General features: G+C 37.3%; 25 protein-coding genes. 11 read left to right on the plus strand and 14 right to left on the minus strand.

Translation table 11 applies throughout. The features are described from left to right. Nucleotides 1-101: 101 nt before the first annotated feature. Genes BTO11_RS05435 through BTO11_RS05445 form a run of 3 tightly spaced genes read right to left on the minus strand, consistent with a single transcriptional unit; the run spans nucleotide 102 to nucleotide 2,132 of the window. Nucleotides 102-956 carry a carboxylate/amino acid/amine transporter gene (locus BTO11_RS05435; protein ID WP_105051645.1) on the minus strand — a complete coding sequence of 285 codons (855 nt, stop codon included), beginning with the start codon at nucleotides 954-956 and terminating at the stop codon, nucleotides 102-104. 2 nt (nucleotides 957-958) lie between these two features. Beyond that, entirely contained in the window at nucleotides 959-1,705 is a 747-nt protein-coding gene (locus BTO11_RS05440) for a DUF481 domain-containing protein (protein ID WP_105051646.1), read from the minus strand. Between the two features lie 19 nt (nucleotides 1,706-1,724). Continuing rightward, nucleotides 1,725-2,132: an MAPEG family protein gene (locus BTO11_RS05445; RefSeq protein WP_229793347.1), complete on the minus strand. Its 408-nt coding sequence runs from the start codon at nucleotides 2,130-2,132 to the stop codon at nucleotides 1,725-1,727. 258 nt (nucleotides 2,133-2,390) lie between these two features. Here BTO11_RS05445 and BTO11_RS05450 point away from each other — a divergent pair, with 258 nt between their 5' ends. The 5 genes from BTO11_RS05450 to BTO11_RS05470 all read left to right on the plus strand — a co-directional run bounded on the left by BTO11_RS05450 (nucleotide 2,391) and on the right by BTO11_RS05470 (nucleotide 8,209). Continuing rightward, entirely contained in the window at nucleotides 2,391-3,293 is a 903-nt protein-coding gene (locus tag BTO11_RS05450) for a phosphoribulokinase (protein ID WP_105051647.1), read from the plus strand. A gap of 263 nt (nucleotides 3,294-3,556) precedes the next feature. After that, nucleotides 3,557-4,963, plus strand: a complete 1,407-nt coding sequence (glnA, locus tag BTO11_RS05455; protein WP_105051648.1) for a glutamate--ammonia ligase — start codon at nucleotides 3,557-3,559, stop codon at nucleotides 4,961-4,963. Nucleotides 4,964-5,181: 218 nt separating this feature from the next. Then, on the plus strand, nucleotides 5,182-6,291 hold the full coding sequence (gene glnL, locus BTO11_RS05460) for a nitrogen regulation protein NR(II) (protein ID WP_105051649.1): 1,110 nt from the start codon (nucleotides 5,182-5,184) through the stop codon (nucleotides 6,289-6,291). Then, a complete protein-coding gene (gene glnG, locus BTO11_RS05465; protein ID WP_105051650.1) occupies nucleotides 6,288-7,697 on the plus strand; it encodes a nitrogen regulation protein NR(I) in 1,410 nt (469 codons plus the stop codon). The genes glnL and glnG overlap by 4 nt, the downstream gene beginning before the upstream one ends. 2 nt (nucleotides 7,698-7,699) lie before the next feature. Next, nucleotides 7,700-8,209, plus strand: a complete 510-nt coding sequence (locus BTO11_RS05470) for a GNAT family N-acetyltransferase (RefSeq protein ID WP_105051651.1) — start codon at nucleotides 7,700-7,702, stop codon at nucleotides 8,207-8,209. A 164-nt stretch (nucleotides 8,210-8,373) separates the two neighbouring features. Here BTO11_RS05470 and BTO11_RS05475 read toward each other — a convergent pair whose 3' ends face one another. From BTO11_RS05475 to BTO11_RS05510, 8 genes are all read right to left on the minus strand, one after another. Next, nucleotides 8,374-10,593 carry a carbohydrate binding family 9 domain-containing protein gene (locus tag BTO11_RS05475; protein ID WP_105051652.1) on the minus strand — a complete coding sequence of 740 codons (2,220 nt, stop codon included), beginning with the start codon at nucleotides 10,591-10,593 and terminating at the stop codon, nucleotides 8,374-8,376. Nucleotides 10,594-10,785: 192 nt separating this feature from the next. Then, nucleotides 10,786-11,703, minus strand: coding sequence for a DMT family transporter (locus BTO11_RS05480; RefSeq protein ID WP_105051653.1), 918 nt, complete (start codon nucleotides 11,701-11,703; stop codon nucleotides 10,786-10,788). Between the two features lie 67 nt (nucleotides 11,704-11,770). After that, entirely contained in the window at nucleotides 11,771-12,982 is a 1,212-nt protein-coding gene (locus BTO11_RS05485) for a glutathionylspermidine synthase family protein (protein WP_105051654.1), read from the minus strand. A gap of 3 nt (nucleotides 12,983-12,985) precedes the next feature. Next, nucleotides 12,986-13,609 (minus strand): DUF1190 domain-containing protein, encoded by a 624-nt coding sequence (locus tag BTO11_RS05490; RefSeq protein ID WP_105051655.1) that lies wholly within the window; start codon nucleotides 13,607-13,609, stop codon nucleotides 12,986-12,988. A 10-nt stretch (nucleotides 13,610-13,619) separates the two neighbouring features. After that, the gene (locus BTO11_RS05495; RefSeq protein ID WP_105051656.1) at nucleotides 13,620-14,030 is read right to left on the minus strand and encodes a DUF350 domain-containing protein; all 411 of its coding nucleotides are present in this window, start codon (nucleotides 14,028-14,030) and stop codon (nucleotides 13,620-13,622) included. Nucleotides 14,031-14,089: 59 nt separating this feature from the next. Further along, nucleotides 14,090-14,740, minus strand: a complete 651-nt coding sequence (locus BTO11_RS05500) for a YjfK family protein (protein WP_105051657.1) — start codon at nucleotides 14,738-14,740, stop codon at nucleotides 14,090-14,092. 79 nt (nucleotides 14,741-14,819) lie between these two features. Beyond that, nucleotides 14,820-15,512: a PspA/IM30 family protein gene (locus BTO11_RS05505; protein WP_105051658.1), complete on the minus strand. Its 693-nt coding sequence runs from the start codon at nucleotides 15,510-15,512 to the stop codon at nucleotides 14,820-14,822. Continuing rightward, nucleotides 15,509-15,913, minus strand: a complete 405-nt coding sequence (locus BTO11_RS05510) for a DUF2170 family protein (protein ID WP_105051659.1) — start codon at nucleotides 15,911-15,913, stop codon at nucleotides 15,509-15,511. Before BTO11_RS05510 ends, BTO11_RS05505 begins: the two co-directional genes overlap by 4 nt. Nucleotides 15,914-16,146: 233 nt before the next feature. Between BTO11_RS05510 and BTO11_RS05515 the strand changes: the two genes are divergently transcribed. Further along, entirely contained in the window at nucleotides 16,147-16,425 is a 279-nt protein-coding gene (locus BTO11_RS05515; RefSeq protein WP_105051660.1) for a DUF6471 domain-containing protein, read from the plus strand. A 4-nt stretch (nucleotides 16,426-16,429) separates the two neighbouring features. Further along, nucleotides 16,430-17,053: a rhomboid family intramembrane serine protease gene (locus BTO11_RS05520; protein WP_105051661.1), complete on the plus strand. Its 624-nt coding sequence runs from the start codon at nucleotides 16,430-16,432 to the stop codon at nucleotides 17,051-17,053. A gap of 15 nt (nucleotides 17,054-17,068) precedes the next feature. Here the strand turns inward: BTO11_RS05520 and BTO11_RS05525 are convergent, their stop codons facing one another. The 3 genes from BTO11_RS05525 to BTO11_RS05535 all read right to left on the minus strand — a co-directional run bounded on the left by BTO11_RS05525 (nucleotide 17,069) and on the right by BTO11_RS05535 (nucleotide 20,142). After that, nucleotides 17,069-18,412, minus strand: a complete 1,344-nt coding sequence (locus tag BTO11_RS05525; protein ID WP_105051662.1) for an MATE family efflux transporter — start codon at nucleotides 18,410-18,412, stop codon at nucleotides 17,069-17,071. 101 nt (nucleotides 18,413-18,513) lie between these two features. Next, nucleotides 18,514-19,776: a response regulator gene (locus BTO11_RS05530; protein WP_105051663.1), complete on the minus strand. Its 1,263-nt coding sequence runs from the start codon at nucleotides 19,774-19,776 to the stop codon at nucleotides 18,514-18,516. Between the two features lie 12 nt (nucleotides 19,777-19,788). Then, nucleotides 19,789-20,142, minus strand: a complete 354-nt coding sequence (locus BTO11_RS05535) for an Hpt domain-containing protein (protein ID WP_105051664.1) — start codon at nucleotides 20,140-20,142, stop codon at nucleotides 19,789-19,791. Between the two features lie 256 nt (nucleotides 20,143-20,398). On the opposite strand from BTO11_RS05535, the gene BTO11_RS05540 reads away from it, so the two are divergent. The 4 genes from BTO11_RS05540 (at nucleotide 20,399) to BTO11_RS05555 (ending at nucleotide 25,361) form a co-directional block, all read left to right on the plus strand. After that, nucleotides 20,399-23,200, plus strand: coding sequence for an ATP-binding protein (locus tag BTO11_RS05540; protein WP_105051665.1), 2,802 nt, complete (start codon nucleotides 20,399-20,401; stop codon nucleotides 23,198-23,200). Between the two features lie 179 nt (nucleotides 23,201-23,379). Continuing rightward, nucleotides 23,380-24,153, plus strand: coding sequence for a YHYH protein (locus BTO11_RS05545; RefSeq protein ID WP_105051666.1), 774 nt, complete (start codon nucleotides 23,380-23,382; stop codon nucleotides 24,151-24,153). Continuing rightward, nucleotides 24,140-24,703, plus strand: a complete 564-nt coding sequence (locus BTO11_RS05550) for a toxin-antitoxin system YwqK family antitoxin (protein ID WP_229793346.1) — start codon at nucleotides 24,140-24,142, stop codon at nucleotides 24,701-24,703. Before BTO11_RS05545 ends, BTO11_RS05550 begins: the two co-directional genes overlap by 14 nt. Then, nucleotides 24,678-25,361, plus strand: a complete 684-nt coding sequence (locus BTO11_RS05555; protein WP_105051667.1) for an SCO family protein — start codon at nucleotides 24,678-24,680, stop codon at nucleotides 25,359-25,361. Before BTO11_RS05550 ends, BTO11_RS05555 begins: the two co-directional genes overlap by 26 nt. The last annotated feature ends 242 nt before the right edge of the window (nucleotides 25,362-25,603 follow it).

The following is a 25,603-nucleotide window of genomic DNA, read 5'->3' on the forward strand; positions in this document are numbered from 1 at the left end:
AAAGCTTAAGTTTTTTACTTAGTCGCTTATAAATAAAAAAGGATGAAGCTAAACTTCATCCTTTTTTTTTGACTTTTATTTATTGGTATTAACACCGCGTCCTATATTTTTTTATAGGACCATTTGGCATTAATTAATAATGCGCAGACAATGATGCAAGCACCAAATAAAAGACGCAGTAAATCTGCATCTTTATTCCAAATAAGTACATTCACCAGAATACCGGTCGGAACTAACAGATTGTTCATGACTGCTAATGAGCCAACATCCACCAACGTTGCCCCTTTGTTCCAGATAAAGTAACCAATGCCAGAGGCGATAAAGCCAAGATAAATTAAAACTGACCATTGAGTTGTTGTCGTTGGGAGTTTTTCTGGATCACCAAATAAAGCATAAGTTGATGTTGCGACAATGGCCGCACCGATAAAAAACCAACCGAATATTTCATGTTGTTTTACATCGCCAATTTTGTGAATTAAACGTTTGTAAGTTACTTGGCCAATAGCAAAACATAAGTTTGCACCTTGGACTAACACTAAGCCTATAACAAAGTCTGAGGTTATATTTTCAAAGCGAATAGCCAGTGCGCCGGCAACCGCAAGCAATGCTGATATAAAAAACTTACCGTTAAAGCTACGATCGAGTATGTCATTTAATAAGGTGATGTAGACGGGGGTGACAATGGTAAAGAGTAAGACTTCAGGTACGGTTAAATACAGGAATGAATGGTAATAAAATACATACATTAAGCCTAATTGCACGGCACCAATAGCCATTAATTTTACACGTAGCGGATTGCTTATATTGTTAAATCGGATGAAAGGTAAAAATACTAACGTTGCTAATATAATTCGAATAAAAACCGAAAACCAAGGGTCGACTTGTCCCGCTAAATAAACACCAATTAAACTAAATGAAAATGCCCACAGTACAGTGATAGCTAGTAAATAAGGCATAATTAAAAGTCTATCTCAAAGCCAGCTTCGTAGCTGATGTCAGTTGCTTCGACGTTAAGAACAGGCTGACTGTCATGCTCGACAAGTAAACCAAAACTCATAGATAGGTGCTTAGTTAATCTTGAGCTGATCGAGAATTTATTAAATGCACGCCAGTCACCAAACTCTTCAACATTAGGCTGATAATATAAGGTGTTGGTTAAGGTTGCATGTTTATTTAATTTTTGAGCATGCACCCAATATAAATTAATACGAGCTTGATTAAAGGTGAGATGCTCACCTTCAACTAGATAATTTTCATGCTCGTTGAATAGCCCAATACCATAAGCTGAATGACGGGTCATTTCGTAACGGTAGCCCAGTCCAAATAATTCTCGCGATTCTAATGAACGAAAATCATCAACATTAGTTTGCGCATACACTTCTACTGAATTTTTTGGCGAGAAGTAATAGTTATACCTTACATGCAGAAAAGCATTGTCTGCACTTTTTTGTCCATTACTGTCGGAATACTCTCGGGTTGCCATTATGTAACCGAAGTGTTTATCAAACCGTTGAGAGTGATAAATGCCCAAGGCTATATTCTCGGTTTCTGAATTACCTTTTTTCCCGGATAAATCAATGGCTATGTTGGTAAAGTTAGGTTTTTCTTGAGAGCGCTGTCTAATAGATTCAGTTTCATCTATCGCAATAACATTAAAAGAAATGGTGAGTACAACTAAAAGACAAAAAATAGATGTTTTAAACATATGAATGTTATTTTCCTGATTATAAACAATGGACCATCATGGTGATATTCGAGATTATTCCAATGAACCATACGGTACTGCGCAATTTATCCCAGTTAACCCAATAAAAGATTAAATAAGCAATACGGCAGACAACAAATAATATAGACAATATAACGCTAAAGCTATCAATATGCCCGGTAGCTATAACTAATAGTACCGACGTTGAAAATAAGATAAGTGCTTCAAATGAATTTTCATGTGCTGCAAGGCAACGTGCACCAAAGCCGGTTAACTTTTTTTGCTGCTCACGAGGTAATTCATTGTCGTAACCTGACAGTTTACCCCCACCTTGACGTTTCATTGCGCTGGCTAAAGGCATTTTTGCAATATAAGGTAATAGGGCTGCAATTATTAAGCAGTATATTAACCAATTCAGTTCAGTCATTTGTTGATCCTATATTTAAAGCGTAGAGTAGATGGCGAAATAACTCATAATTATATACAAGTTTAAAAATTTAACGCTAAGTAGTTTAGTTAATGAATTAATTAATATTTAGTGTTTATTTTAGTTAAATTAGCGATACTAGTTACAACAACACGCTTTATTAGTCAGGTTAGATTAATGGACAAGGTTTTGCTTATACTTTACCTGTTCATTATTGGCTTTATAACAATATGTCATTAAAAAATAAGAAAATAAGTTATGTCAGTTAAACATCCTATTATTGCAGTTACGGGTTCTTCTGGAGCCGGTACTACCACCACAACGAGTGCTATTACACATATATTCCGTAATTTGAATGTTGATTCTGCAATATTAGAAGGGGATAGTTTCCATAGATATGCACGCGCTGAAATGGATATGGAAATTCGTAAAGCTCAAGAACAGGGCAAGCATATTTCTTATTTTGGTTCTAGAGCAAATGACTTTGGTGCGCTGGAATCGCTGTTTAAAAGCTATTCTGAAAATGGCTCTGGTAATGTGCGTAAATACTTACATTCTTTTGATGAAGCCGTACCATATAATCAAATGCCTGGTACATTTACCCCTTGGCAGGAATTAAGAGCTAATACAGATTGTTTGTTTTATGAAGGGCTGCACGGTGGCGCAGTAACTGATGAACATAACGTAGCTCAATATGTAGACTTACTGATTGGCATGGTACCAATTGTTAACTTGGAATGGATTCAAAAAATCATCCGAGATACCAATCAACGTGGTCATAGCCGTGAAGCCGTTATGAGCAGCATAGTGCGCAGTATGGATGATTATATTACTCATATTACGCCGCAATTCTCTCGTACACACATCAACTTTCAACGAGTCCCAACGGTTGACACGTCTAACCCTTTTAGTGCAAAAGATATTCCGTCACTGGACGAAAGTTTTGTTGTTATTCGTTTTCGTGACATTCCAAACGTCGATTTTCCATATTTATTACAGATGATTGATGGCTCTTTTATGTCCAGAATAAATACATTTGTTGTCCCTGGTGGAAAAATGGCCTTGGCGCTAGAGCTTATTCTTACTCCGTTAATAGAAAATTTGATCGTAAAACGTAGAAAGCTAATTGGTCAATTAGATTGGATAGATAATAAAGAATAACAGAAGGTTATTAACGATTTAGGGGGTTTTACTTTATTGTAAAATCTAGCATTAAATAACCGTGGATCACAATGGTGCGCACCTTGGTTTATTTTGGTGCAACAAAAGAGGTGCTTATTATTAATTTTAAGGTAACTCTTTGTATTAAATGGCTATTTAATGTTGGCACACATTTAGCTCACATATAGTTAATTAAATAATATTTAAAAAAGAAACCATTTTAAAAATGGTAAAAAACTACAAATCAATTTCTGGAGAAAACAATGTCTCAATCGGTTTTAGACCTAATCAAAGAAAACGAAGTTAAATTTATCGACTTACGTTTCACTGATACAAAAGGTAAAGAGCAGCACGTTACTATTCCATCACACCAAGTAGACGAAGATTTCTTCGAAGATGGAAAAATGTTTGATGGTTCATCAATCGCTGGTTGGAAAGGAATTAACGAATCTGACATGGTATTAATGCCTGACTCAGAATCTGCTGTACTAGACCCGTTCTCTGAAGAAACAACGTTAAATGTACGTTGTGACGTTTTAGAACCTGGCACAATGCAAGGTTACGAACGTGACCCTCGTTCTGTTGCTAAACGTGCAGAAGCTTATATGCGCGCTGAAGGTTTTGCTGATGAAGTATTAATTGGTCCAGAACCAGAATTCTTCTTATTTGACGATGTTAAATACAAATCAGACATGAGTGGCTCTATGTACTCAGTTGATTCAGTAGAAGCGGCTTGGAACTCTGATAAAGATTATGAAGGTGGAAACATGGGTCACCGTCCTGGTGTTAAAGGCGGTTACTTCCCAGTTTCTCCAGTTGACTCTTCAAATGATTGGCGTTCAGCTACTTGTTTAGTGATGGAAGAAATGGGCTTAGTTGTTGAAGCTCATCACCATGAAGTTGCTACTGCAGGTCAAAACGAAATCGCTTGTCGTTTCAACACGCTTGTTTTAAAAGCAGATGAAACTCAAATATACAAATATGTTGTTCACAACATGGCTCACTTATATGGCAAAACAGCTACATTTATGCCTAAGCCTATCGTTGGTGATAATGGTTCTGGTATGCACGTTCACCAGTCTCTTGTTAAAAATGGTGAAAACTTATTTGCTGGTGATAAGTACGGCGGCCTTTCTGAAATGGCTATCTACTACATCGGTGGTATTATCAAACATGCTAAAGCAATCAATGCTTTCACAAATGCTTCTACTAACTCGTACAAACGTTTAGTACCAGGATTTGAAGCGCCGGTAATGCTTGCATACTCTGCTCGTAACCGTTCAGCATCTATCCGTATTCCAGTAGTACCATCGCCAAAAGCGCGTCGTATTGAAGTACGTTTCCCTGACCCAACTGGTAACCCATACCTAGCTTACACAGCTATGTTAATGGCTGGCCTAGACGGGATCAAAAACAAGATACACCCTGGTGATGCAATGGATAAAGATTTATACGACCTTCCTGCAGAAGAAGCGGCTCAAATTCCTCAAGTTGCATCTTCTTTAGAAGAAGCATTAGCGGCATTAAGTGACGACCGTGAATTCTTGAAAGCTGGTGGTGTATTTAACGATGATACTATCGATGCATACATTGCTCTTAAATCTCAAGACGTAGAGAAATTGAACATGACAACTCACCCAGTTGAGTTCGAAATGTACTACAGTGTTTAACTTTTAAAGTTAATGAAAAAACCTGCATTTTGCAGGTTTTTTTTTGCCTAAATAACACGGTTTGGGCAAGCAAATTGCAATAATAGCTATTATTAATAATCACCAACTAAATACGTATATTTACCCCAATTTAGTGCGAATGATTGGGTGTTTTAGTCGATTAGGTTTAAACTAAATTTTATTGCACTATTTTAGTGCCTGCATGGTACGGAAAGAAAATGACAAAAACACCGCAGGTTTCAAAAAGCTTCCAAATCCTAGAACAATTGAGTTTAGCTGTGATTGTTATTGGTCAAGACGGATTTATACGCTTTTGTAATCAACAAGCATCTATGATGTTTGGTCAGAGTAAAAAGAAGTTAGCGACGGTTAAATTATGGGATTTATTTATACGCCATACTTTTCCAGAACGTTTACTGGATGAGTTATGGGAATGTAATCGTAGCTTTTTTGATAACGACGTTGAGTTTATGTTTGCTGACGGTCGTAGCATAACCACAGAAGTTACTGCGGACTCTATGCATTTAGATGGTGAGATTGGCTGTCTGCTACAAATAAGACAAAACGACAACTTACGTAAAATAAATCAAGAGAATGCGCAAAAGCACCATATTAGTGCGTCTAGACATTTGATCCGCGGCTTAGCTCATGAAATAAAAAATCCACTTGGTGGAATTCGTGGTGCGGCACAGTTGTTAAGCAGAAGCTTAGACTCAGATGAATTAAAAGAATATACCCAATTGATCATGGAGCAGTCAGATAGGCTTCGTGATTTGGTCGATAGATTATTAGGGCCAAATACTTTACCAAAAAGGTCGGCGACTAATATCCATGTTGTACTAGAGCGAATATTTAGTTTGGTCATGTTAGATAAGCCAGTAAATGTTTCTTTTCAAAGAGACTATGACCCAAGTTTACCAACCACGGTTTTAGACCCTAATCAAATAGAACAAGCTGTGCTAAATATTGTGCGTAATGGCATGCAAGCGCTGGCGGAACACTTTGATAAAACGTCCAGCGATGAAACGCCAAAGTTGATTATGCAAACACGCTTTGCCGGTAACGTTGTTATGCAGGACAAGCGTTTTAAACAAACTATTAAAATATCTATTATCGATAATGGTGGTGGTATTAGTGAAAAATTAATAGGCACAATTTTTTATCCATTGGTTTCTACAAAATCCGATGGCAATGGTTTGGGGCTTTCTATAACTCAAACTTTAATAGATCAGCATCGTGGCAAAATAGAAGTAGAAAGTGTGCCTGGTAAAACAGCATTTAATATTTATTTACCCATTATTCAAGATAATGAAGGAAGTGACTTATGAGTCGAGTGTGGATAGTCGATGACGACAATTCAATTCGTTGGGTTTTAGAAAAAGCCTTATCGCAAGAAGGCTTTGAAGTAGAGTCATTTGCATCAGCCAATATGATGTTACAACGTTTAGATTACGATGAACCAGATACTATTATTTCAGACATAAAAATGCCTGAGATGGATGGTATTGAGTTATTAGACAAATTACAGGTTAGTCATCCAAACCTTCCTGTGATCATAATGACAGCTCATTCAGACTTGGACAGCGCTGTTAATGCTTATCAACAAGGCGCGTTTGAATATTTACCTAAGCCTTTTGATATTGATGAAGCAATCGCATTAGCAAAACGAGCCGTAGAACACTCTAAGAAACGTAGCTCAAAAAAGAAGAACTCTGTGCAAGGTCCAGTCTCAGAGATAATTGGCGAAGCTCCAGCAATGCAGGAAGTTTTTAGGGCTATTGGACGATTATCTCGCTCTAGTGTGAGTGTATTAATCAATGGTCAATCTGGTACGGGTAAAGAATTAGTCGCCCATGCACTGCATAAACACAGCCCGCGTAAAGAAAATACCTTTGTTGCGTTAAATATGGCAGCAATTCCTAAAGAGCTTATTGAGTCTGAATTATTTGGTCATGAAAAAGGCGCTTTTACTGGCGCAGCTTCAGCTCGTAAAGGTCGATTTGAACAAGCAAATAATGGCACATTATTCTTAGATGAAATTGGTGATATGCCACTTGATATACAAACCCGTTTGTTACGTGTACTAGCGGATGGACAATTTTATCGAGTTGGTGGCCATGAGCCTGTGTCGGTTGACGTAAGAATTGTTGCGGCCACACACCAAAATTTAGAGAACCTGGTTGAGCAGGGTAAATTTAGGGAAGATTTATTTCATCGTTTGAATGTCATTCGTATTCATATTCCAGCGCTGAAAGATCGTAAAGAAGATATCCCACAACTGTGTGAGCACTTTTTAATTCAAGCCGCAAAAGAACTTAGTGTTGAATCAAAACAGCTGTCGAAAACAGCGGCTGACTTTTTATCACACTACACTTGGCCTGGTAACGTTAGGCAGTTAGAAAATACCTGTCGTTGGTTAACGGTTATGGCCAGCGGTAAAGATATCCTTATTGACGACTTACCTCCTGAAATTCTAGACAAGCCTATGTATCAGCAGTCGAGTCAAATGCAAGAGGCAACAGGCAATTGGGTAAGTTCGTTTGAGGTTTGGTTGGACGATCAACTTTCCCAGGGAAAGTCCGATGTCATTAAAGAAGCGCAAGCGAGTTTTGAACGAGCGTTAATAGAAATATCGTTACGTCACACCAAAGGACATAAACAAGAAGCGGCTAAACGTATAGGCTGGGGACGCAATACGATTACTCGTAAAATGCAAGAATTGGATATGAATTAGCAATGATCAAACAGCTTGTTCGTCTTGATCAACAGCAAGTTAATCAACTCACGGATGGGTTGTTAACTTGTGTTAAAGATGGTGCATCGTTAGGTTTTTTAAATACAGTAACGGAACAAAAAGTCAGTGATTATTGGCTAGATGTCGCAACAAGTTTAAGCCAAGATTGTATTTTATTGGTGGCAGAGAAAGACGGACAAATAGCAGGCTCGGTGCAAATATCTTTGTGTAATAAAGACAATGGTAAACACCGTGGTGAAGTACAAAAGCTGTTTGTCCTTCCTCGTTTTCGCAGTATTGGATTAGCTACTCAATTAATGCAGAAAGCCGAGCAACTAGCACTTGAACACAAATTAAGTTTGTTGGTTTTAGACACTGAAACTGAGTCAAATGCCGAGCTTTTTTATCAAAAGAATAATTATGTGAAAGTCGGAGATATACCTTCGTTTGCCTTAAATCCACAAGGTGATATGTCTGGCACTAGCATGTATTACAAGCTACTTAAGGTTTAAAGATAAGTTTGTGTTTGAAATAAACAAAAATGCCAACATTGATGTTGGCATTTTTATTTGTGTTATTTCTAAGAGCTATTTTTCAGAGCTACTCTCGGAGCTACTCTCGGAGCTTTTATAATAGATTTTATAAGGGCTTTTCTAAGAGCTATTTATAATGGCCGTTATAGTTGAAAAGCGTAACTCATTTTCATAAATACAGTACGTTGGTCTTTTTCTATTTTACTTAAGTTGTCATCCTGATATCCGCCATCGGCGTAACCTAAATAGAACAAGGTTTGTGGATTTATTTTATAAGCATAAAGCAGTTGGGTATTCATATATTTACTGTGGCTGTCGACTTCTTCGTCTAAATACAAGCTAGCGTCTCTGTCTATATCGGTATATTGAACAATTAAACGCAGATAACTTTTTAAACTAAATTGATAATTTACACGTACATCAAATTGATTGGCGGTAAATAACGTACCATTTGCAACATCTAGAGACTGGTATGTATAGTTAATGTCGCTTGATAAATGTTTGCCTAATTTAATGTTGGCAAAAGACTCTAGTAACCAAATATCACCAAGTTGACTATTGGCATAATCGATAGCGTCGCCCAACTTATAATAAGCACCTACCGTGATGTTGGATAGTGGATTAAACTCAAAATATTGAGAGAAATTTGTCTCTTTATAATACTCTCCATCCCAATATTTATTGCGCTGTAATACACCAAAGTTAGAATAAAATTGTTTTGGTCCTTTTAAGTATCCGTACAATTCTATTTCTTCTTCCAACATTATTCCATCTAGAGAATACGCTTTATCCCAGTCGCCATAAACACCATATTGTGTCCATTGGCTGCCTTTTTCGCCATACCAAACATAGTCACCATAAATAACGGCCTGCTCATAATCAACTCGGCTGGTAAAGCCTAAGTCCGATCTAAAGTCGGTTCCATAATTGGAATAACTAGCTCCAAGGTTAAAATCGCGATGTTTGTGGTTGTACTGCATACTAATGGCGTTATCGGTTTGTGCTCTATCAACATCAAAGTCATCTTGTACTGACAGCGGATTTTTACTATCCGATTGAGCGATTTGATATGAAAAGCTATCCGCTTTATTAAATTGGTAGCGTCCATCAACAGAAGCGACGGTGTTGCGATAACCTTCACCTGAACGGCTAGTTAACAAGACGCCTACATTATTGCGATGGCCAACATCCATGCGATAACGAGCAATGATCACTTCAGATTCCATCTCTAATTCTGCAATGTCAGAGCCTGAATGCTCGGGCATTAAAAAATTGGTGGTTTTGTCGTTACTGGTTAATAGGCCATAAGTATTGCCGCCATTTTTACCTGTGAGTTTTAAACCATATTCAGGAGATGAGATATTACGTGTATGTACTAAGTTCATACGTTGGGTATCAAAGTAGTCTTTACCATCTAAGAAGAATGGGCGTTTTTCGTCAAAATATAACGAGTATGTATTGTTTACATCGAGCTGAGCTGCATCCGCTTCCACTTGTGAAAAGTCAGGGTTAACCGTGGCATTTAAATATAATTCTTGGCTAACCCCCCAACGTAAATCAACTCCAGCATCTGTTTTTTGGTCGCCATTTTGCCAAGGGCCAGAAATATCTTCTTTAAAATCTGAACGGGAAGAGGTTAGTGTCGGTGTTAATTGGAAATTGTTGCCTTGTTTGATGTCTTTAAGGCCACTTATCTTACTGATTTGGCACAAGTGACAGTCCATTGAACGGTCAGACTTATTACTGGCTAATACCATTCTGGTGTCACGTGGATATATTCGTAAGGCGTCAATTCCCCATGTCATTTCGCCTTTGTCACTTGGAAAGCGTAAGGCATTAAATGGGATCTCCATTTCGACGATGTAGCCAGTGTCGGTTATTACGCCAGCACTGTTCCAGATTGCATCCCAGTTACTGTCTTCACTTCCACCTTGAGTATCATCTTTTATAAGGTCGCCTTGTACGCCGTAAGCATTTACAAAAAACTCATAAGCACGACGTTCGTCGTTAAAGGTGTCGATAACAATGCCAACAAAATCATCTTGGAACATGGTATCGCGGTCACGAAAGTATGAACGTATCTTTGATGGGTCTGGATCGTGGGCGATAAAAGCGACAAATAAGCTTTTGCCATTTTCATATAACATGATCTCTGTTTTTACAGGGGCAGGAGTGTTATCACCAGGGTTAATATTATAATCTAAGCTAAATTTTGTAGCTTTATCCCAGACTTCCTCTGACAGTTCGCCATCTATTTTTACTTTTGATTTATCATAGTGAAATACATGTTCAATTTTATCGGCGGCCAAAAGACCAAGTGACATAAGTGAAAAAATCATTGCGGTTAAGGTATTTTTTATCATAGTAAATTCATCTTTTATTTGATTACCAACTATAGTCGCAACAAAGTTTCAAATAGTTTAAATCTGAATATAATTAAATATTTTTACTATAACTCAGAGTAAAAAAAAGCCTTTTTCTTAAAGGCTTTCTTGCAGATAAATCAAGGTGAAAATAAATATGATTTTATATAGGAAAAATGAATTCTAGATAAGTTAACCGCGTATTCTCGTTCTAGCAATTTTTAAGGTTAAGCCAATTTGTTGCCATTTGTTCATGGCGATTAAATTGCCAAAAACAATTAAGCCCATCCCTAAAAAGCTTTGCCAAGTCCATAGATAATCTTCATACAAGGACGATAATATAAGTGCAATAGCAGGGTAGACTAATACGGCATAACCGGCTTTGTCGGCACCAATATTACCCACTAAAGTGAGATACGCCCAAAAGGCGATTACCGAACCAAAGATAGCTAAGTACAATAACGAAGAAATGTATTCAAAGGTAAATTCAAAACTAAATGGTATGTCCGACAATAAAATTATTAAGGCTAAAAAGACCGAAGCGTAAGTCATACTCAAGGCGTTAGCATGAGTCACTGCAATACCTGATTTTTGCGTATAAGCCGATGTGATATTACCCAGTGAGGCTAAAATACTGCCACCAAACACTAAGCCTAATCCCCAATAAACGAATTGGCTCATTTCACTTTTTGACAGCTCAGGTAAAAATAAAAGTATAATACCAAGCACACCAACAACCGCACCGCCTAGCACCTCTTTTACTACTGGTTTTCCAAGTAATAGCCAACCAAACAAAATATTAAGATAAATAATAGACGTACTGACAACCGCAGCTAGTGCACTAGTAATATAATGCTCACCTTGATAAACCGCCCAATGATTTAAGCCAAATAAACTCAAACCTTGAATAACTAATAAAAAGTGATGTTTAGCCGACAGTGGTTTAAATAAACCTTTCCATTTAGCGTAAATCAACAAGATACAGGCTGCGATAGCAAAACGATAAAAGACGGAAACTAAAGGATGTACATGACCTAATTGGAAAGTAATAACTAACCAAGTCGAGCCCCAAATAAGGACGGCGAGCATAAATAGAATAAAGTTTTTCATTAGGACAAATTAACCGATGATGTGAAAACCTATTCTAACGGTAAAGTGGTTGAATCTTAAAGTGAATTTATAAAATAATATGTGGAACAAATCTGCTCATATCTTGGGTGATAGGACCTGAGTCTTCTCGCATTGAAATCCCCGCGGCTTGGTCGTCAACTAACCAACTGCCAATTAAAGTGTGATTTTCACCATACTGAGGCAGCATGTGAGCAGCTTGGTATATGTAACCTTCTTCACCATAAGGTCCGTCAGATACATTTTTATCGGCGATGTTACTTGTCGACAGATCATTTTCTGGCACAAAGATACCATTTTGATTGGTGACAAAAGATATATTGGCCCCTTCACGTGAAAATATTGGTTTCTTAACCAGACGCTCAATACCTTGAGCTTGGTCTAATTCGTCTTCAAAAAAAGCGGGTAATAAGTTGGGATGATCTGGAAATAATTTCCATAACATAGGCAGAAGTGCTTTATTAGATAAAATGCTTTTCCAAGGCGGCTCTATCCAGCGAATGTTGTTGGTTCCCAACAATTCACTAAACTCTTCTTGCATCATAAATTCCCAGGGATACAGCTTAAACATCCATGAGATCACTTGGTTATCTAAATCAGTAAAGTTACCGTCTTTATCACGACCAATATCTTCAATATATACAAATTTAGCGGTAATACCGGCAGCCTTGGCACAATCTTCAAGGTACTGAACTGTACCTCTATCTTCTTCTGTGTCTTTACAGCAGGCAAAATGCAATTGTCGGTCAGGGGTTAGAAACTGTAGGTCTGAAAAGCGATTAACCAGCTTTTCTTGCAGGCTATTAAATTGGTCAGCACGTTTGTTTAATGTTTGATTATCAACGTTGTCTTGTAACCATAACCACTGCCAAAAGCCAGTTTCGTATACACTGGTTGGAGTATCTGCGTTGTTTTCGTAAAGCTTGGCAGGGCCATTTCCAGAGTAAGCAAAGTCTAACCTTGAATACAAACTCGGATCACCATTTTGCCAAGACTGACGAATAAAATCCCATTGAGATTTGGGTAAACAAAAGCGCGTCATTAACTCGTCGTCTTTGACCACTTTGTCTACCACAGACAAACACATTTGGTGTATTTCTTCGGTTGGTGCTTCTAAGTCTTGCTCAATTTGCTTTAGGGTAAATTGATAGTATGCACTTTCGTCCCAGTATTGTTCGCCATACATGGTATGAAACTTAAAGCCGAATTCTTCGGCTTTAGCTTGCCAACCATCACGTTCTTTTATGGGTAAGCGCAACATAAACTATCCGCCCCAGCCTCTTGAGCTACTGCTTTTACCGCCGCCCCAATTAGACTTAGCAGATGCAACTGAACCAAAGCCACCACGAGAAACTGTTCTAGTAACAATAGGTTTTTGTTTAGTTGCTGATTTACTTACGTTATATGAGTTTTTGCCGTATTTACCAATTGAAGTACCATCGGCCAACATCATTGAATTATGATGTGAAGAGTAAGGTCGGTTGTATCGGTAAACTGGGTTGAAATAACCGCCATAGGAATTACGATTTCGATTGAACAATAACTCATTGATCATGAAACCAGCCATTAATGGCATAAAGATACTTTGATTTTGACTTTGTACACACTGATTAGCACCAAACTCAGACACACAAGCATTCATTGTCTTATATTTAGGACTGGTCTTTGCAGATTCAGCTAATGCGCTTTTGTAAGCTATTTCGCATTCTTCTAAACCGAGCGAGGTATTGCTGACACAATCGTCAACTGAACTCACTACCTTTACTTCTTGGTTATTGCCACATGCCGATAATAAAGCTGCGGTAATACCAAGCGCGATAGGGCGCAAAAGAAACTTAGGTTTAACTTTGCGCATCAAGTCTAAATTAATAAATTGAGAACGTTTCACAGAATTCTCCTTAGTAGCTCATGCATGCAGCGTTTAAAACACCTATAGAAACATTAATAACACCTAGCATAACGCCAGCACTTATTTCATTGTCTTCAATACGTTGTACAATTTTAGGCATAAAACCAAAACGTATAATCGCAAACGCTACACACTGTGCAACCAAAGCAATTAATCCCCAAGTTGCAAAATCAACAACAGATACAGAGTTAGTTGCAGCACTCGCTAATGCAAGAGAGAAACCTAAAATAGCACCACCAAAACCAATTGCGGCCGACGTGCTTTTTTCTTCTTTAATTAACTTCCATTCGTCATGTGGCGTGATGAAAGTGTAAGCGAATTTGAATACAACCAAAAATACGATTGATAAACCAAAATATAAACCGAAGTTAGCGACGGCTGTTAATAAGTTATGTTCCATGGAATGTCCTTGTTAAACAAATGTTAAAGTCAGTGATTGGTTAATCTCTTATTTCCAGATTAACCGTGAATTGTTATTTGCGCTGCTGATAATGTAATACCGGTACTTATTACTAAACAGCGACTTAAATACCCAGCTTCTTCTAATTTTTCTTCAGCGGATATAAATAATGATTCGGTATTATTACCCGATATAGGTCTTTCAAACAACATAGTAAACTGATCAGTGTCAGAACTTTCGCCCGTTTCATCAAACGTTTTTTCTGCCATGTGTACCGGATTGTGATACTCACTGGCTGAAGTCCAAACACGTTCAAATGTTTGCGACTCTAGTTCATACGTCGGCGTACCAATTTTTTTGCTGAGAATTTCATCCCATATCGCTTTGTCTGCGATCTCGAGGGTATCATAGAAGTGAAATAATTTTACATCAACAACGTGTTCATCGTTTTGTCCGCCCTCAGCAATAACCTGTAAAAAAGCCTCGTCGTCGGTATAAAAACGATATACCCAAGTGCCGTCTAAATCGACAATACCAGCAGCTTGGATAATTTGCGTTGGTGAGCAGCCACTGACGATAAGTTCACTTTCTGTTAAACGTAACAATAGCGGGTCAACATCGAAGCTACCGCCAATTCTTAATCCCATAATACTAGGTGTATTTTCTAATGGATTAACTTCTTCTTTTTTACCGAAAATTTTACTGAACATAATGACAACTCAAATATTAATAAGCACAAAACGAAAAAAACAGTGCGGTTGGGGGCACTGTTTTTTTATCAATTAAGGTTTAGCCTTTTTTCTTAGCTAGAAGTTGGGCTAGTTTGTCACTGCCTTTAACTTCTCCACCTGGTTGAATGCCAGCTTGCTTTAACTTAGCGTCTAAGCTGCTGCCAGATTCTTCATTGGCAAGCTCTTCAGCCGCTTCAAGTTCAGCACTACGTTGTTGCTGTTTTTGCTTGATGCGTTCTAAGCTATCTAGCGCTGTTTTCACTTTAGTGTTTGCGCCCATATGACGAGATGAAACAGCAACTTGTGCTTTTTGAACTGACTCAGTTGCTTTAACTTGGTCAATTTGTTGTTCCATTCTACGTACGTTGGTTTTTGCTTTAGCTATGTTGGCTTTTAACGTTTTTTCAGACGTTGTAAAACCAGTTAAAATGCTTTGCTCAACTTCTAAATTAGTTTCTAATTCTGAAACGCGTTCAGCGCATTCAATGGCTAATGCTTCATCACCTTTTTCACTCGCTGCGATAGCGTGATTAGTATAAGTCTCAACTTCACTGGTTAACGACTTAGTTTTAGCTTCCGTTAATTTACGTTTAGCCATTATTTTTGTTAGGTTTTCATCACAAGCCTGCAGTTCTTTTTTTGCATCTCGTAATTCTTGATCCAGTATGCGAATCGATTGGCTATCGGCAACAGCTTCAAGACTTTCGTTAGTCGCGCCGCGTAATGCAGTCCATAATTTTTTTAAGCTCATGCTGTTTTCTCCTGAGTTAGAAACTCGTTATATAAATCTAAAAATTCGCTGGTGTTAACAAATAAGGTTTCAATTTCTTCTACAACCACTGAATCTTTACTATCAACAGATAAGGCACCAAATGCGACGTAATAATCTTGGTCGCCAATTTTGTTGATGCAAATTGCGGTTAACGGTAATAAGTGATGTGAATGTAAAATCAAATCATTTAATGCTGCTTTATCGGTAACATCTGATGCTGGAAATAAGGCAGTTTCAACAATAATTTGTTGTGAGCCAACATAAACAAACGCATCGATACCTTCATCGTTTGAAATAGAAAGACAGTCGCCTTCCGCTTCAACTACCCAATCCGGTTGAGATTCGGCTAGCGTTTTTAAAGAAGTGTTACTCCAAGTCATGGGTGGTTCCTTTTTTATATTTGTGTAACATAGGTCACGAATATAGCACTATGTTTTATTATGTCAACATCAAGACACAAAAATTGCGTATTAATTATTTTATATGCTATAAATGCAACATACCAAATGATTAATAACTCAACTTTAGGTTTGAAACTTTTATCAAGTTTGCGAATCGTTATTAACTAGTACTGGTGTAAATTAATAATCAGGCAAAACCGAGAGCTAATGTAATGGATCAAAATCAAAGCGTCAAAAACCGTAAAGCAATGACACCTTACAAACAGACAATAGCACGTTACATTCGTTCCGCTATGATGTTAAAAGGATTAAAATACAATGACCTTGCGGATAAGTTAGCAGAGCATGGTTTGGTTATGACGCCAGAGAACTTACGTAGTAAAGTGAGTAAGGGTATGTTTTCTGCCGATTTGTTTGTGGCCATTATAGAAGTGCTTAACGTAGAACAAGATGCACTGGTTGATATTATTAAATTATTAAAAGAAGAATAACCCGATGCCAAATACTTCAGCGTCAAAGACATCATTATTAAATAACCCAACGATTAATAAGTTTTTACCAAAAGACATATTGTTACTTTTAGCGATTATGTGGATTGTATTTTTAATCGACTTCTTTATTCCCTTTGCCACCTTCAACGGTTTTGGTATTCGTCCTCGTTCGTTATCCGGTTTAATGGGAATTATATTCTCGCCATTTTTACATGGTGGTTTTGGTCATATTATTTCCAACAGTATTTCTTTATTAGGCACTGGGATTTTAGTTAGGCTTGCGGTCGGCAGTAAACAGCTTAGGTATGTATTGTTGTTAGGCATTATTGGTTCTGGGATTGGCACTTGGTTGTTCGGTAGTGGCGGATTGGTTGTTGGTGCGTCTGGTCTTGTGTATGCGTTGATTGGTTTTTTATTCACTCAAGCATTTTTCAATCCGAGTTTACGTAGCTGGTTTAGTGCAATTTTAGCCTTTGTATTATTCGGTGGTGCTTTGTTGTCACTATTTAATATGTTGCCTTATATATCTTGGGCCGCCCACTTCTGGGGCTTTGTTTCAGGTATTGGTATCGCTTATTTGTTTAAAGCTCGCAATAACGACAAGACAAGCTCCGGCGAAACTGAGTAATACCTGATTGCCAAATCAGGTTAAATTTTTCATCCAGCGTTTATTTTTGACTCTAATGCCAAACATGAACGCTTTGATTAAATCTTCTGAATACGATATTAGTAACACGTAAACAAAAGCTAATTGCCAATAAAAGGCCGCCAAAAAAGTGAGTGGCAATGCCACACACCACATAGCGGTTGCATCGGTTATTAGGCAGTATCGGTTATCTCCGCCAGCTCGCAATACGCCCATCGCCAACGTCATATTAATAACCTTCATCCAAGACAATAAGGTGATCACCACAAACGCTTGATTAGCCAAAGCTAAAGATTCAGCTGATGCTCCTTGATAGGGCATTAAAATATATTTTTGGGCTAGTAATAGAAGCAAACCAACAAAAATGGCAACAAAAGGGGAAAGTAAAGCAAAGGTTTTTGCGGTATTCCATGCTTCAGCTTTACGATTTGCGCCAAGGTGCTGGCCTACCATGATTGAGCAGGCTGAAGCGATACCAAAAAATAACGATACTATTAAGGCTTCAACAGGCAACAGCATACTAATAACAGCAAGCTCATTAATGCCCATGCGGCTGTATATTAGTTGGTAACAGAATGTGCCTAAAGACCAAACGCCAGAGCTCAGCATAATTGGCGCAATTAGCTTTAATAATTTAGTCCAGTCAGCCATATTACCCAGTAAAGCAAAGTCAGATCTTTTCACTGAAAGTTCATGTTTGATGTGTTTTAAGATAACTAACAGAATGAGCATTTGAAAGAGTCTAGATAAAGTAGTGGCTAACGCGGCGCCAGATACCCCCATAGCGTCAACACCTAAGCCGCCATTGATTAACCAGTAATTTAAAATAACGTTAAGGATAATAGACACAACACTAAAAATTAGCGGTAATTTAACTTGGTTTATACTGCGTAGGGCGTTTTCAATAACTTGAGTGACAGCGACAAATATAACGCTGGGCATCGTTATCCATAAATAACTTTGGCCCAAAGAAATAACTTCTTCATTGTCTGTGCCTAAAGCCAGAATGGAGTCAGCATAAAAGATGTTTAAAACAATAATAGGTATTAACGCAATAATGCCGTAAATGCTGCCGATGAGAATATTTAAGCGGATTTTTTTTGTTTGCCCTGCGCCATAGTATTGCGCAGCTAAGATCCCAACGCCCCAGCTAAGACCTAATATAATAACCATAACAACAAACATAACGCGGTTACCTAAACCAACGGCACCTATGGCGGCGTCACCTAAATGACTCACCATAACAACGTCAATCATGCTCAATAAGGTGACCAAAATATTCTGTAATGAAATTGGCCAACCAAGTATTAACGTCTGTTTAATTTGTTGTTTGTTAAGCATTTTTTCCCAGTAGAAAATATTAGATTTACACTAAATAGTTACAGAAGAGATATAATGCAAGTTTAATGTAATTAGCTAAAACATACGAACGAAGTTTTATTTTATAGCAAATTACATTTCTTTAAGGCTTGTTGCAGCGTTGCTTGTCTAAGAGGTTTTATTAAATAGACTTTAGCGCCTACTTGTCCAGCCCGCTTAACTGATAATTTACTATGACTGCCCGTTAAAACAACGATTGGCGTGGTTACATTGAGCGAACTGTTATTGGTTAGCTGGGAAACAATTGAAAGTCCGTCTGAGTCTGGCAAGTTTATATCCATAAAGACGATATCGAATTTACTCTCGCCTAGTTTTTTTAATGCCTGACGACCGTTAACGGCATAATCAAAGTCGTATCGTTTACTTCTAAATAATTTAGCACTTAAATTTAATGAAATTTCATCATCTTCGACTAAAAGAACTTTAATAATATTATTACTACTTACGTCCTCGTGGTGTAGGCGATTGTCAAACACGATATCTTCTACATGTTTTTTGCTCGCTGGGCTTTTAACTGAGCTAGAAGCCTGTGATGTGTTCTGTGGTGATGTTTGCTCTCTTGCATTTTCCGAGGGCGGAGTATCCATTTTAGAGACTATGCTACTTGTACTTTTTACAAATCTATTTAATAAAGACAGGGCTTTATTTTGCAGATCTAATAACTCAGGTCTAATTTCATTTGATTTTATTTGAGCTAATAAATCTTTGACTTCATCTAAATTCAGCTCCGCTTTTTTATTATTATTAAGCTTTTCTTGTGCATTAGTAATTGCCGAATCTAACTTAATGATACTTTTTTCAAAGTCTTCTTTCATGACTTTTTTTCTTTCAAGTGTATTTTCTATAAGCGCAGTTAATTCAGTTTTCAATTGCAGTTTTGTTGCTTGGTATTCGACTTTACCGTTAGCTGAAATATTCACGCCTAATACTTTTAACAATTGATTGGCCAGTAATATAGGGCGCGTGACTTCATAGAGAGGTCGGCTTATTAAGTATTCATCTACTATGTCAGTGTTGTATGCGGCAAATGCAATGTCTTCATCTTTTTTATTACAAAAGGTGACAAACTTATGTTCGCAAAGCTCTGACTCATCGACACTGGCAAGTAATGCGTAATATTGCTGAAAACTGGTTTCTAAGTGTTCGTTTGAAAAGAAAATAACTTTAGGGGTTTGTTCTAACATTATAGGTTTTAATTCTTTAACGTTATGGATCACTAATGCGTTGTTGAAATAACCAACAATTTTATTTACTGCCAGCTGATCAAGATCATTATCTTCACGTACGATGACGATATGATGAATTTTATTACCGTTTTTATCCATTTGAGCAGTCCTTTACTTCAGTTGTTCAATTGTCTCTTGTATTTCACTCATGGTGGAATCAAATGTATTTTTGAATGTGGCCCAATTAGAAGAAAAGTTGTCATCTTTAAAAGAGGTAGTTAATTCTAATTGATATGAATTTTGGTTTAGCTCGGTGGCACCTAAATAGCAGCAGTTGGACTTTAAGGAGTGGGCGTTCAATTTAAATGTACTAATGTCATTTTGCTCAACACAGTTAGTTAATACACTTAACTTAAGAATAAAATCAGCTTGTAAGCTTTCGACTGTTTCACAAGTCTCGCTATTATCCATTTCTCCAAATATGTCTTCCAGCTCAGAAATATCGATAAATTTAGTAGATTTCAACCTTCACTCCAACCGTGACTAATAACTATAAGAATACCCATTTGGCAAACTCAGTTAAGTGTAGACCATAAAATTAAAACGTTGGCGTAGTTGAGTGATTTTTAAACATTAAATTAATGGCGATAAACTCATCATTTGTAATAACTTAGTTGTCAACTAGTCTAAATATAACAATATTTTATCTAAACCTATTGCTGAGTCGATAAACACATGTGATGTGTTGATGATGTAATCAAAGTTATAACTGGGGAAATGAGTGATAAGCTTAAATAACATAAGGGATCTGTTATCGTTTACAAAATCACCGGCAATCATATGTAATCTAGCGGGCGATGTTTTACATGTTAGTTTGCAATTTGATGTTTTGTTTGGCGATATGTTTAGCGGTTTATTTAAGTTGGAACTGGGTAACAAAATCAGTAAAGAGTTGTTGAATGGCTGTCATAGTTTTTCAGAATTTAAAAAAGAAACACTTAATAGCCCACTGCCTTATTTTATTCTACAAGCTCATGCACATGAAATAAAAAAAATAGATATATGTGCAAAACAAATGGAATTGGACACCGGTTCTTCAGTTGTATTATTTACCGTGAGTGAGGATGTGGCGGCTCGTAGAAATAGTAATAAAGACTCTATTGGTTTAGATAAAATTGTAAAAGCAACTTCCAGTGCAGGCATAGGGACATGGGAATATATACCAGAAGCAGAATTGGCATTTTTTTCATTAAAGATGAAAGAGCTGTTAGGTGTAAAACCGGAAGTGTTTTTTGACTGGAACCGATTCAGATCACTTATCGTGGATATAGATCAAATCGTATTTGATGAATTCTTTAGTAATCACTTAGAGTTTGGTATTTCTCTTAATTTTGAATTTAGAGCTCGTGTTGCAGGAGAAATAAGGTGGTTCTCATTAAAAGGCGATTTATTCAAAAATGAGAATTCAGGTTCAACTATTGTTGGCTCAATTGAAGATTGCACTCAGCAGAAAGAAGTTTTGATGCAATTAACTAACGCTAATTATGCTAAAGAATTAGCGTTGCAAGCTGGCGATATTGGCACTTGGGAAGGCGCCGAAAATTCAGAAGGGCGTTGGACGTGGAACTGGGATACGATGTCAAATAACATCTTCCAATTCGAAGAAAATGACGACTCTACCAGAATGGTTAAATGGAAAGAACGTGTTCATCCGGACGATTTAGGTTTTATTATAAGTACATTAAATACGGCAATTGAAACGGATAGTTCATTTGAAGTCGACTTTAGAGTTTGCATTCCCAATAAAGACGACAAATACATTCACGCTCAAGCTATCGTGGTTAAAAGTATTAATGACGATATTCGAAAAGTCTATGGTGTGTGTATAGACCAGACGCAAGTTGTAAAATACAGGAATGAACTCAAAAAACTCAATGTAGATTTGGAAAATAGAGTTACTCAACGAACGGGAGAGCTAGAGTTAGCCTCAGAAAGAGCTGAACAGGCAAACAGAGCCAAAAGTAATTTCTTAGCAATGATGAGCCACGAACTTAGAACTCCAATGAACGCCATTATTGGTAATTTAGAATTAGCTTCTCATGACCGACTAAAACAAGAAACACGCTCTTTAATCGAAACATCCAAAGTAGCCGCAGATAGTTTAGTTTCAATTCTCAACGATATTTTAGACTTAAATAAAATTGAATCCGGCAAGTTAGAATTAGAAGAAAGGCCTTTCTCAATATCAGATGTAATCGATAATATTACCAATATATTTTTACCGGTAGCCACCAAAAAGAATCTTATTATTGATGTTAGAGAAGCGACTAACATACCCAAAGTTGTATTAGGGGATGAAGTGAGAGTGCGTCAAATCCTATTTAACTTATTAGGCAATGCGATAAAATTTACCAATAGCAGCGAAGAAAGAGTGGGGAAGATTGTCGTGTCTGTCTCTGTTAAAGATGATCAACCGCCGTTGCAAAACATCGCATTTTCAATCAAAGATAATGGAATTGGCATTGATAAAAGTGTGCAAAAGTCACTGTTTTCTCCATTTGTGCAAGCTGAAAAATCTACAACCAGAAAATATGGTGGTACTGGGCTAGGTTTAGCCATTTGTGGTAATTTAGCCGACATGATGGGCGGTGCTATTATTATGGAAAGTGAGCTTGGTGTCGGCTCTACGTTTTCGCTAGATTTACCCGTTTGGCAAGCAAAGGAACAAGATTTTCCTCAACCAAAACTACCAAACAAAACTATTGTTATTTTAAATATAAATGTCTATCTGGAAAAAGTATCCAAACGGTATGTTTCGTATTTGGAAAACGAAGGCGCATCGGTGCAATTTTACGATCAGCCGATACTCAAAGACATAGAAGAGATTACAAAGGATAAATCTTTTGATTTAGTTTTGGTCATGGTGGGTGAATTAGAATTAGCCATGAAATTTATAGAGCAGACTCGAGGTGCGTCATGGAATAGTAAAGTTGTGGTTGCAATCGACCGAGCCCAAAAGGATGCACTGACATCAAATTATCCTCAAGTTCATAGCTTGCCGATAAAACCACTAACAAGAAATCAATTAATAGAAACGATAAATACACTTTCAAGTCCTTACCAAATAAGCAACGAAACTTCAGCTCGGAAAAAAGAGCGAATTATAGAGTCTGAACATAACAGTGAGGACAGTCATGCCGACATTCTTATTGTTGAAGACAATCAATTTAATCAAGATTTGATCAAAAAGCAGATGTTACGTTTGGGTTATAAAGCCGACCTTGCAAGTGATGGTAAAGAAGCTATTCATAAGTGGGAAGCACATCAATACTCACTTATTTTAAGTGACTGTCATATGCCAGAAATGGATGGCTATGAAATGACTCAATCAATCAGGAGGTTAGAGCGAGATCGCGGTTATTCACGCATACCAATTGTTGCTATAACTGGTGCGGCAATGACCGGGGACAAAGAGCATTGTTTTTCTGTTGGTATGGATGACTTTTTAAGTAAACCAATCAAACTAAATGATTTAAAGCTGATATTAAATAAATGGTTAAAATCAGACGCGGGTAAGGGTTAACTTCTGCTGTTTATCTATTCTTACAACATACATGGCAACCTTTAAAGCCACTAGTTACAAATCGTCTGTATTAAAGACTGAAAGTTGATATTTACTATTTGTTTAAAGAAACATTGATTCTTCCATACTATTTGCACAATTGACTTCTATATTCATGAATATAAATAATAGGAGCATATATGAAGTCTTTTAAATTAATAAACTTAACCGTTCTACTAACGAGTGTTGCATTGGCTGGGTGTGATTCATCAGATGATTCTTCTGAAGATACATCTACCAGCACGTCTACAGATGTTAGCGCATTACATTCTGCATATGCTGAATTTGATACGGATAATGTAAGTGTTGCTTTGAGTGGCACTGATGTAGTTATCGAAACCAATGGCTTACCTAATCACACATCACCTTACTGGTCGACGGACAATGAATTATTTGTTGAGCCGACAGTAACCTCCTATGACGAAATGGCACCTGGTAATATCGATGACTTTGTTGGGACTTATACATTAACGGTAGCTGCATCACCTGAAAAAGCATCAACATCATCTTCTACTGGTTTAGGTGCAATCGGCATTGCAGTGAGTGGCTCAGTTATTTATAACGACGAAGAAGGTCCTGGTATTGCACTTGATAATGCAGTTGGCAGCTTAGATTATAATGGTGCGCACACTGGTCCACAAAGTTTTCATTACCATTTAGAGCCAGTTAGTTTTTCAGATGATGACAGTAACCTAGTGGGAGTTATTAGCGACGGTTTCTTCCTTTACGGTCGTAAATGTAACTCAACAGGCACTTACCCTACAGATTTAGATGAATCTGGTGGACATACTGCACAAACACAACATAGTGATAGCGAAGAGTATCATTACCATATTGAAAATGAAGTTTACCTAGGGTCTTACTACATTTTATTCCCTGGTGATTATCAAGGCACGGCAAGTGCGATTAATTAGTCTAGTCCTACTGCTGCTACCTTTGTTGATCTTATTAAAAATAGGATTAACAACTGATGCGGTGAATACAGATGATATTGTGATGTCGCCTCAAGGACTGCGAACTTATGATGGTATTCCATTTACTGGAGAAGCTATTTCTTATTATGCCAATGGGCAAATATCGAAATTAGCTACTTTTCAAAATGGACAACGTCATGGTTATTTAAAGCAGTGGTTCCCAAGTGGAGTCCTTGGCTTTTATTCCTTGTATCAAGATGGCCGACTGCATGGTGAGACGAAAAGCTGGTGGGGCAATGGTAATTTACGTTCTGTCAGAAATTATCAGCAAGGTAAAACTGAAGGTTATTCGCAGCAATGGTATGCCACAGGTGAGCTGTTCAAAAAATTACATTACGTCCAGGGTAGTGAGTCTGGTTTACAGCAAGCATGGCGCCGTAATGGTAAGTTATTTAGTAATTATGAATACGTGAATGGCCGTATTTTTGGCCTTAAACGATCAAATATGTGTGTGGAGTTAGAAGATGAAAAAGTCGTTACAATTAATTAGCGTTTTGTTGATTACAATATTTACCAATACATATACACATGCGGCCCAAAGCGGCAGTGATAGCAATAAGGCTAATAGTTTACCTTATTATAATGGGCCAGAGTTTACGCCTAATTGGTTAAGTTCAGATAGTCCAAAATTGTCTAACTTTCATAAAATATCCGATTTCAAATTTATGGATCAAACCGGTGAATACTTAACGAATAAAGATATGGAAGGCAAAATTTATGTTGCCAGCTTCTTCTTTACATCATGCCCTGGTATTTGTCCTAAAATGCGCTCACAGTTATCTAATGTCCAAACTGAATTTTTGCAAGATGATGATGTTTTTATCATATCTCACTCAATCCAACCTGAAAATGACACCGTTGAAGTGTTGCAGGAATACGCTGATGAGAATGACATTAAAGCTGGTAAGTGGTACTTAGTTACAGGCAAGAGAGATGATATTTATACGATAGCCCGTGAAGACTATTTTGCTAATGAAGACCTTGGCGAGTACGTTAGCAATAATGACTTTCTGCATACCGAGAATATAGTCCTAGTTGACCAAAATCGTCATATCAGAGGCATATATAATGGTTTAAATAAGACATCAATAACCCACTTAATTGCAGATGTTAAAACACTTCAGCAGGAAAAAAACAAAGCTAATTAAACCACTAATCCGTTTTGTTATGGGGCAATAGGAGTTGTTTTTATTGCCCCATTTTTTTGCCTGAATTCCCCTCAAACGTCAGCATCCCCTCTATTTATTGATTCAATTGATACATTTCAGCCATTAGCTGAAGCACTAAATATGTTTCTATCCGTTAGCGATTTAATCCATCAAGGTTATGCAAATTAAAAAGGTTAGAAGTCAAAATAACCGATCAAAAAAATGTAACTTCCACACTTTAT

Origin of the sequence: Psychrosphaera saromensis, from assembly GCF_002954545.1 — a bacterium.
Taxonomy (GTDB): Bacteria; Pseudomonadota; Gammaproteobacteria; order Enterobacterales; family Alteromonadaceae; genus Psychrosphaera; species Psychrosphaera saromensis.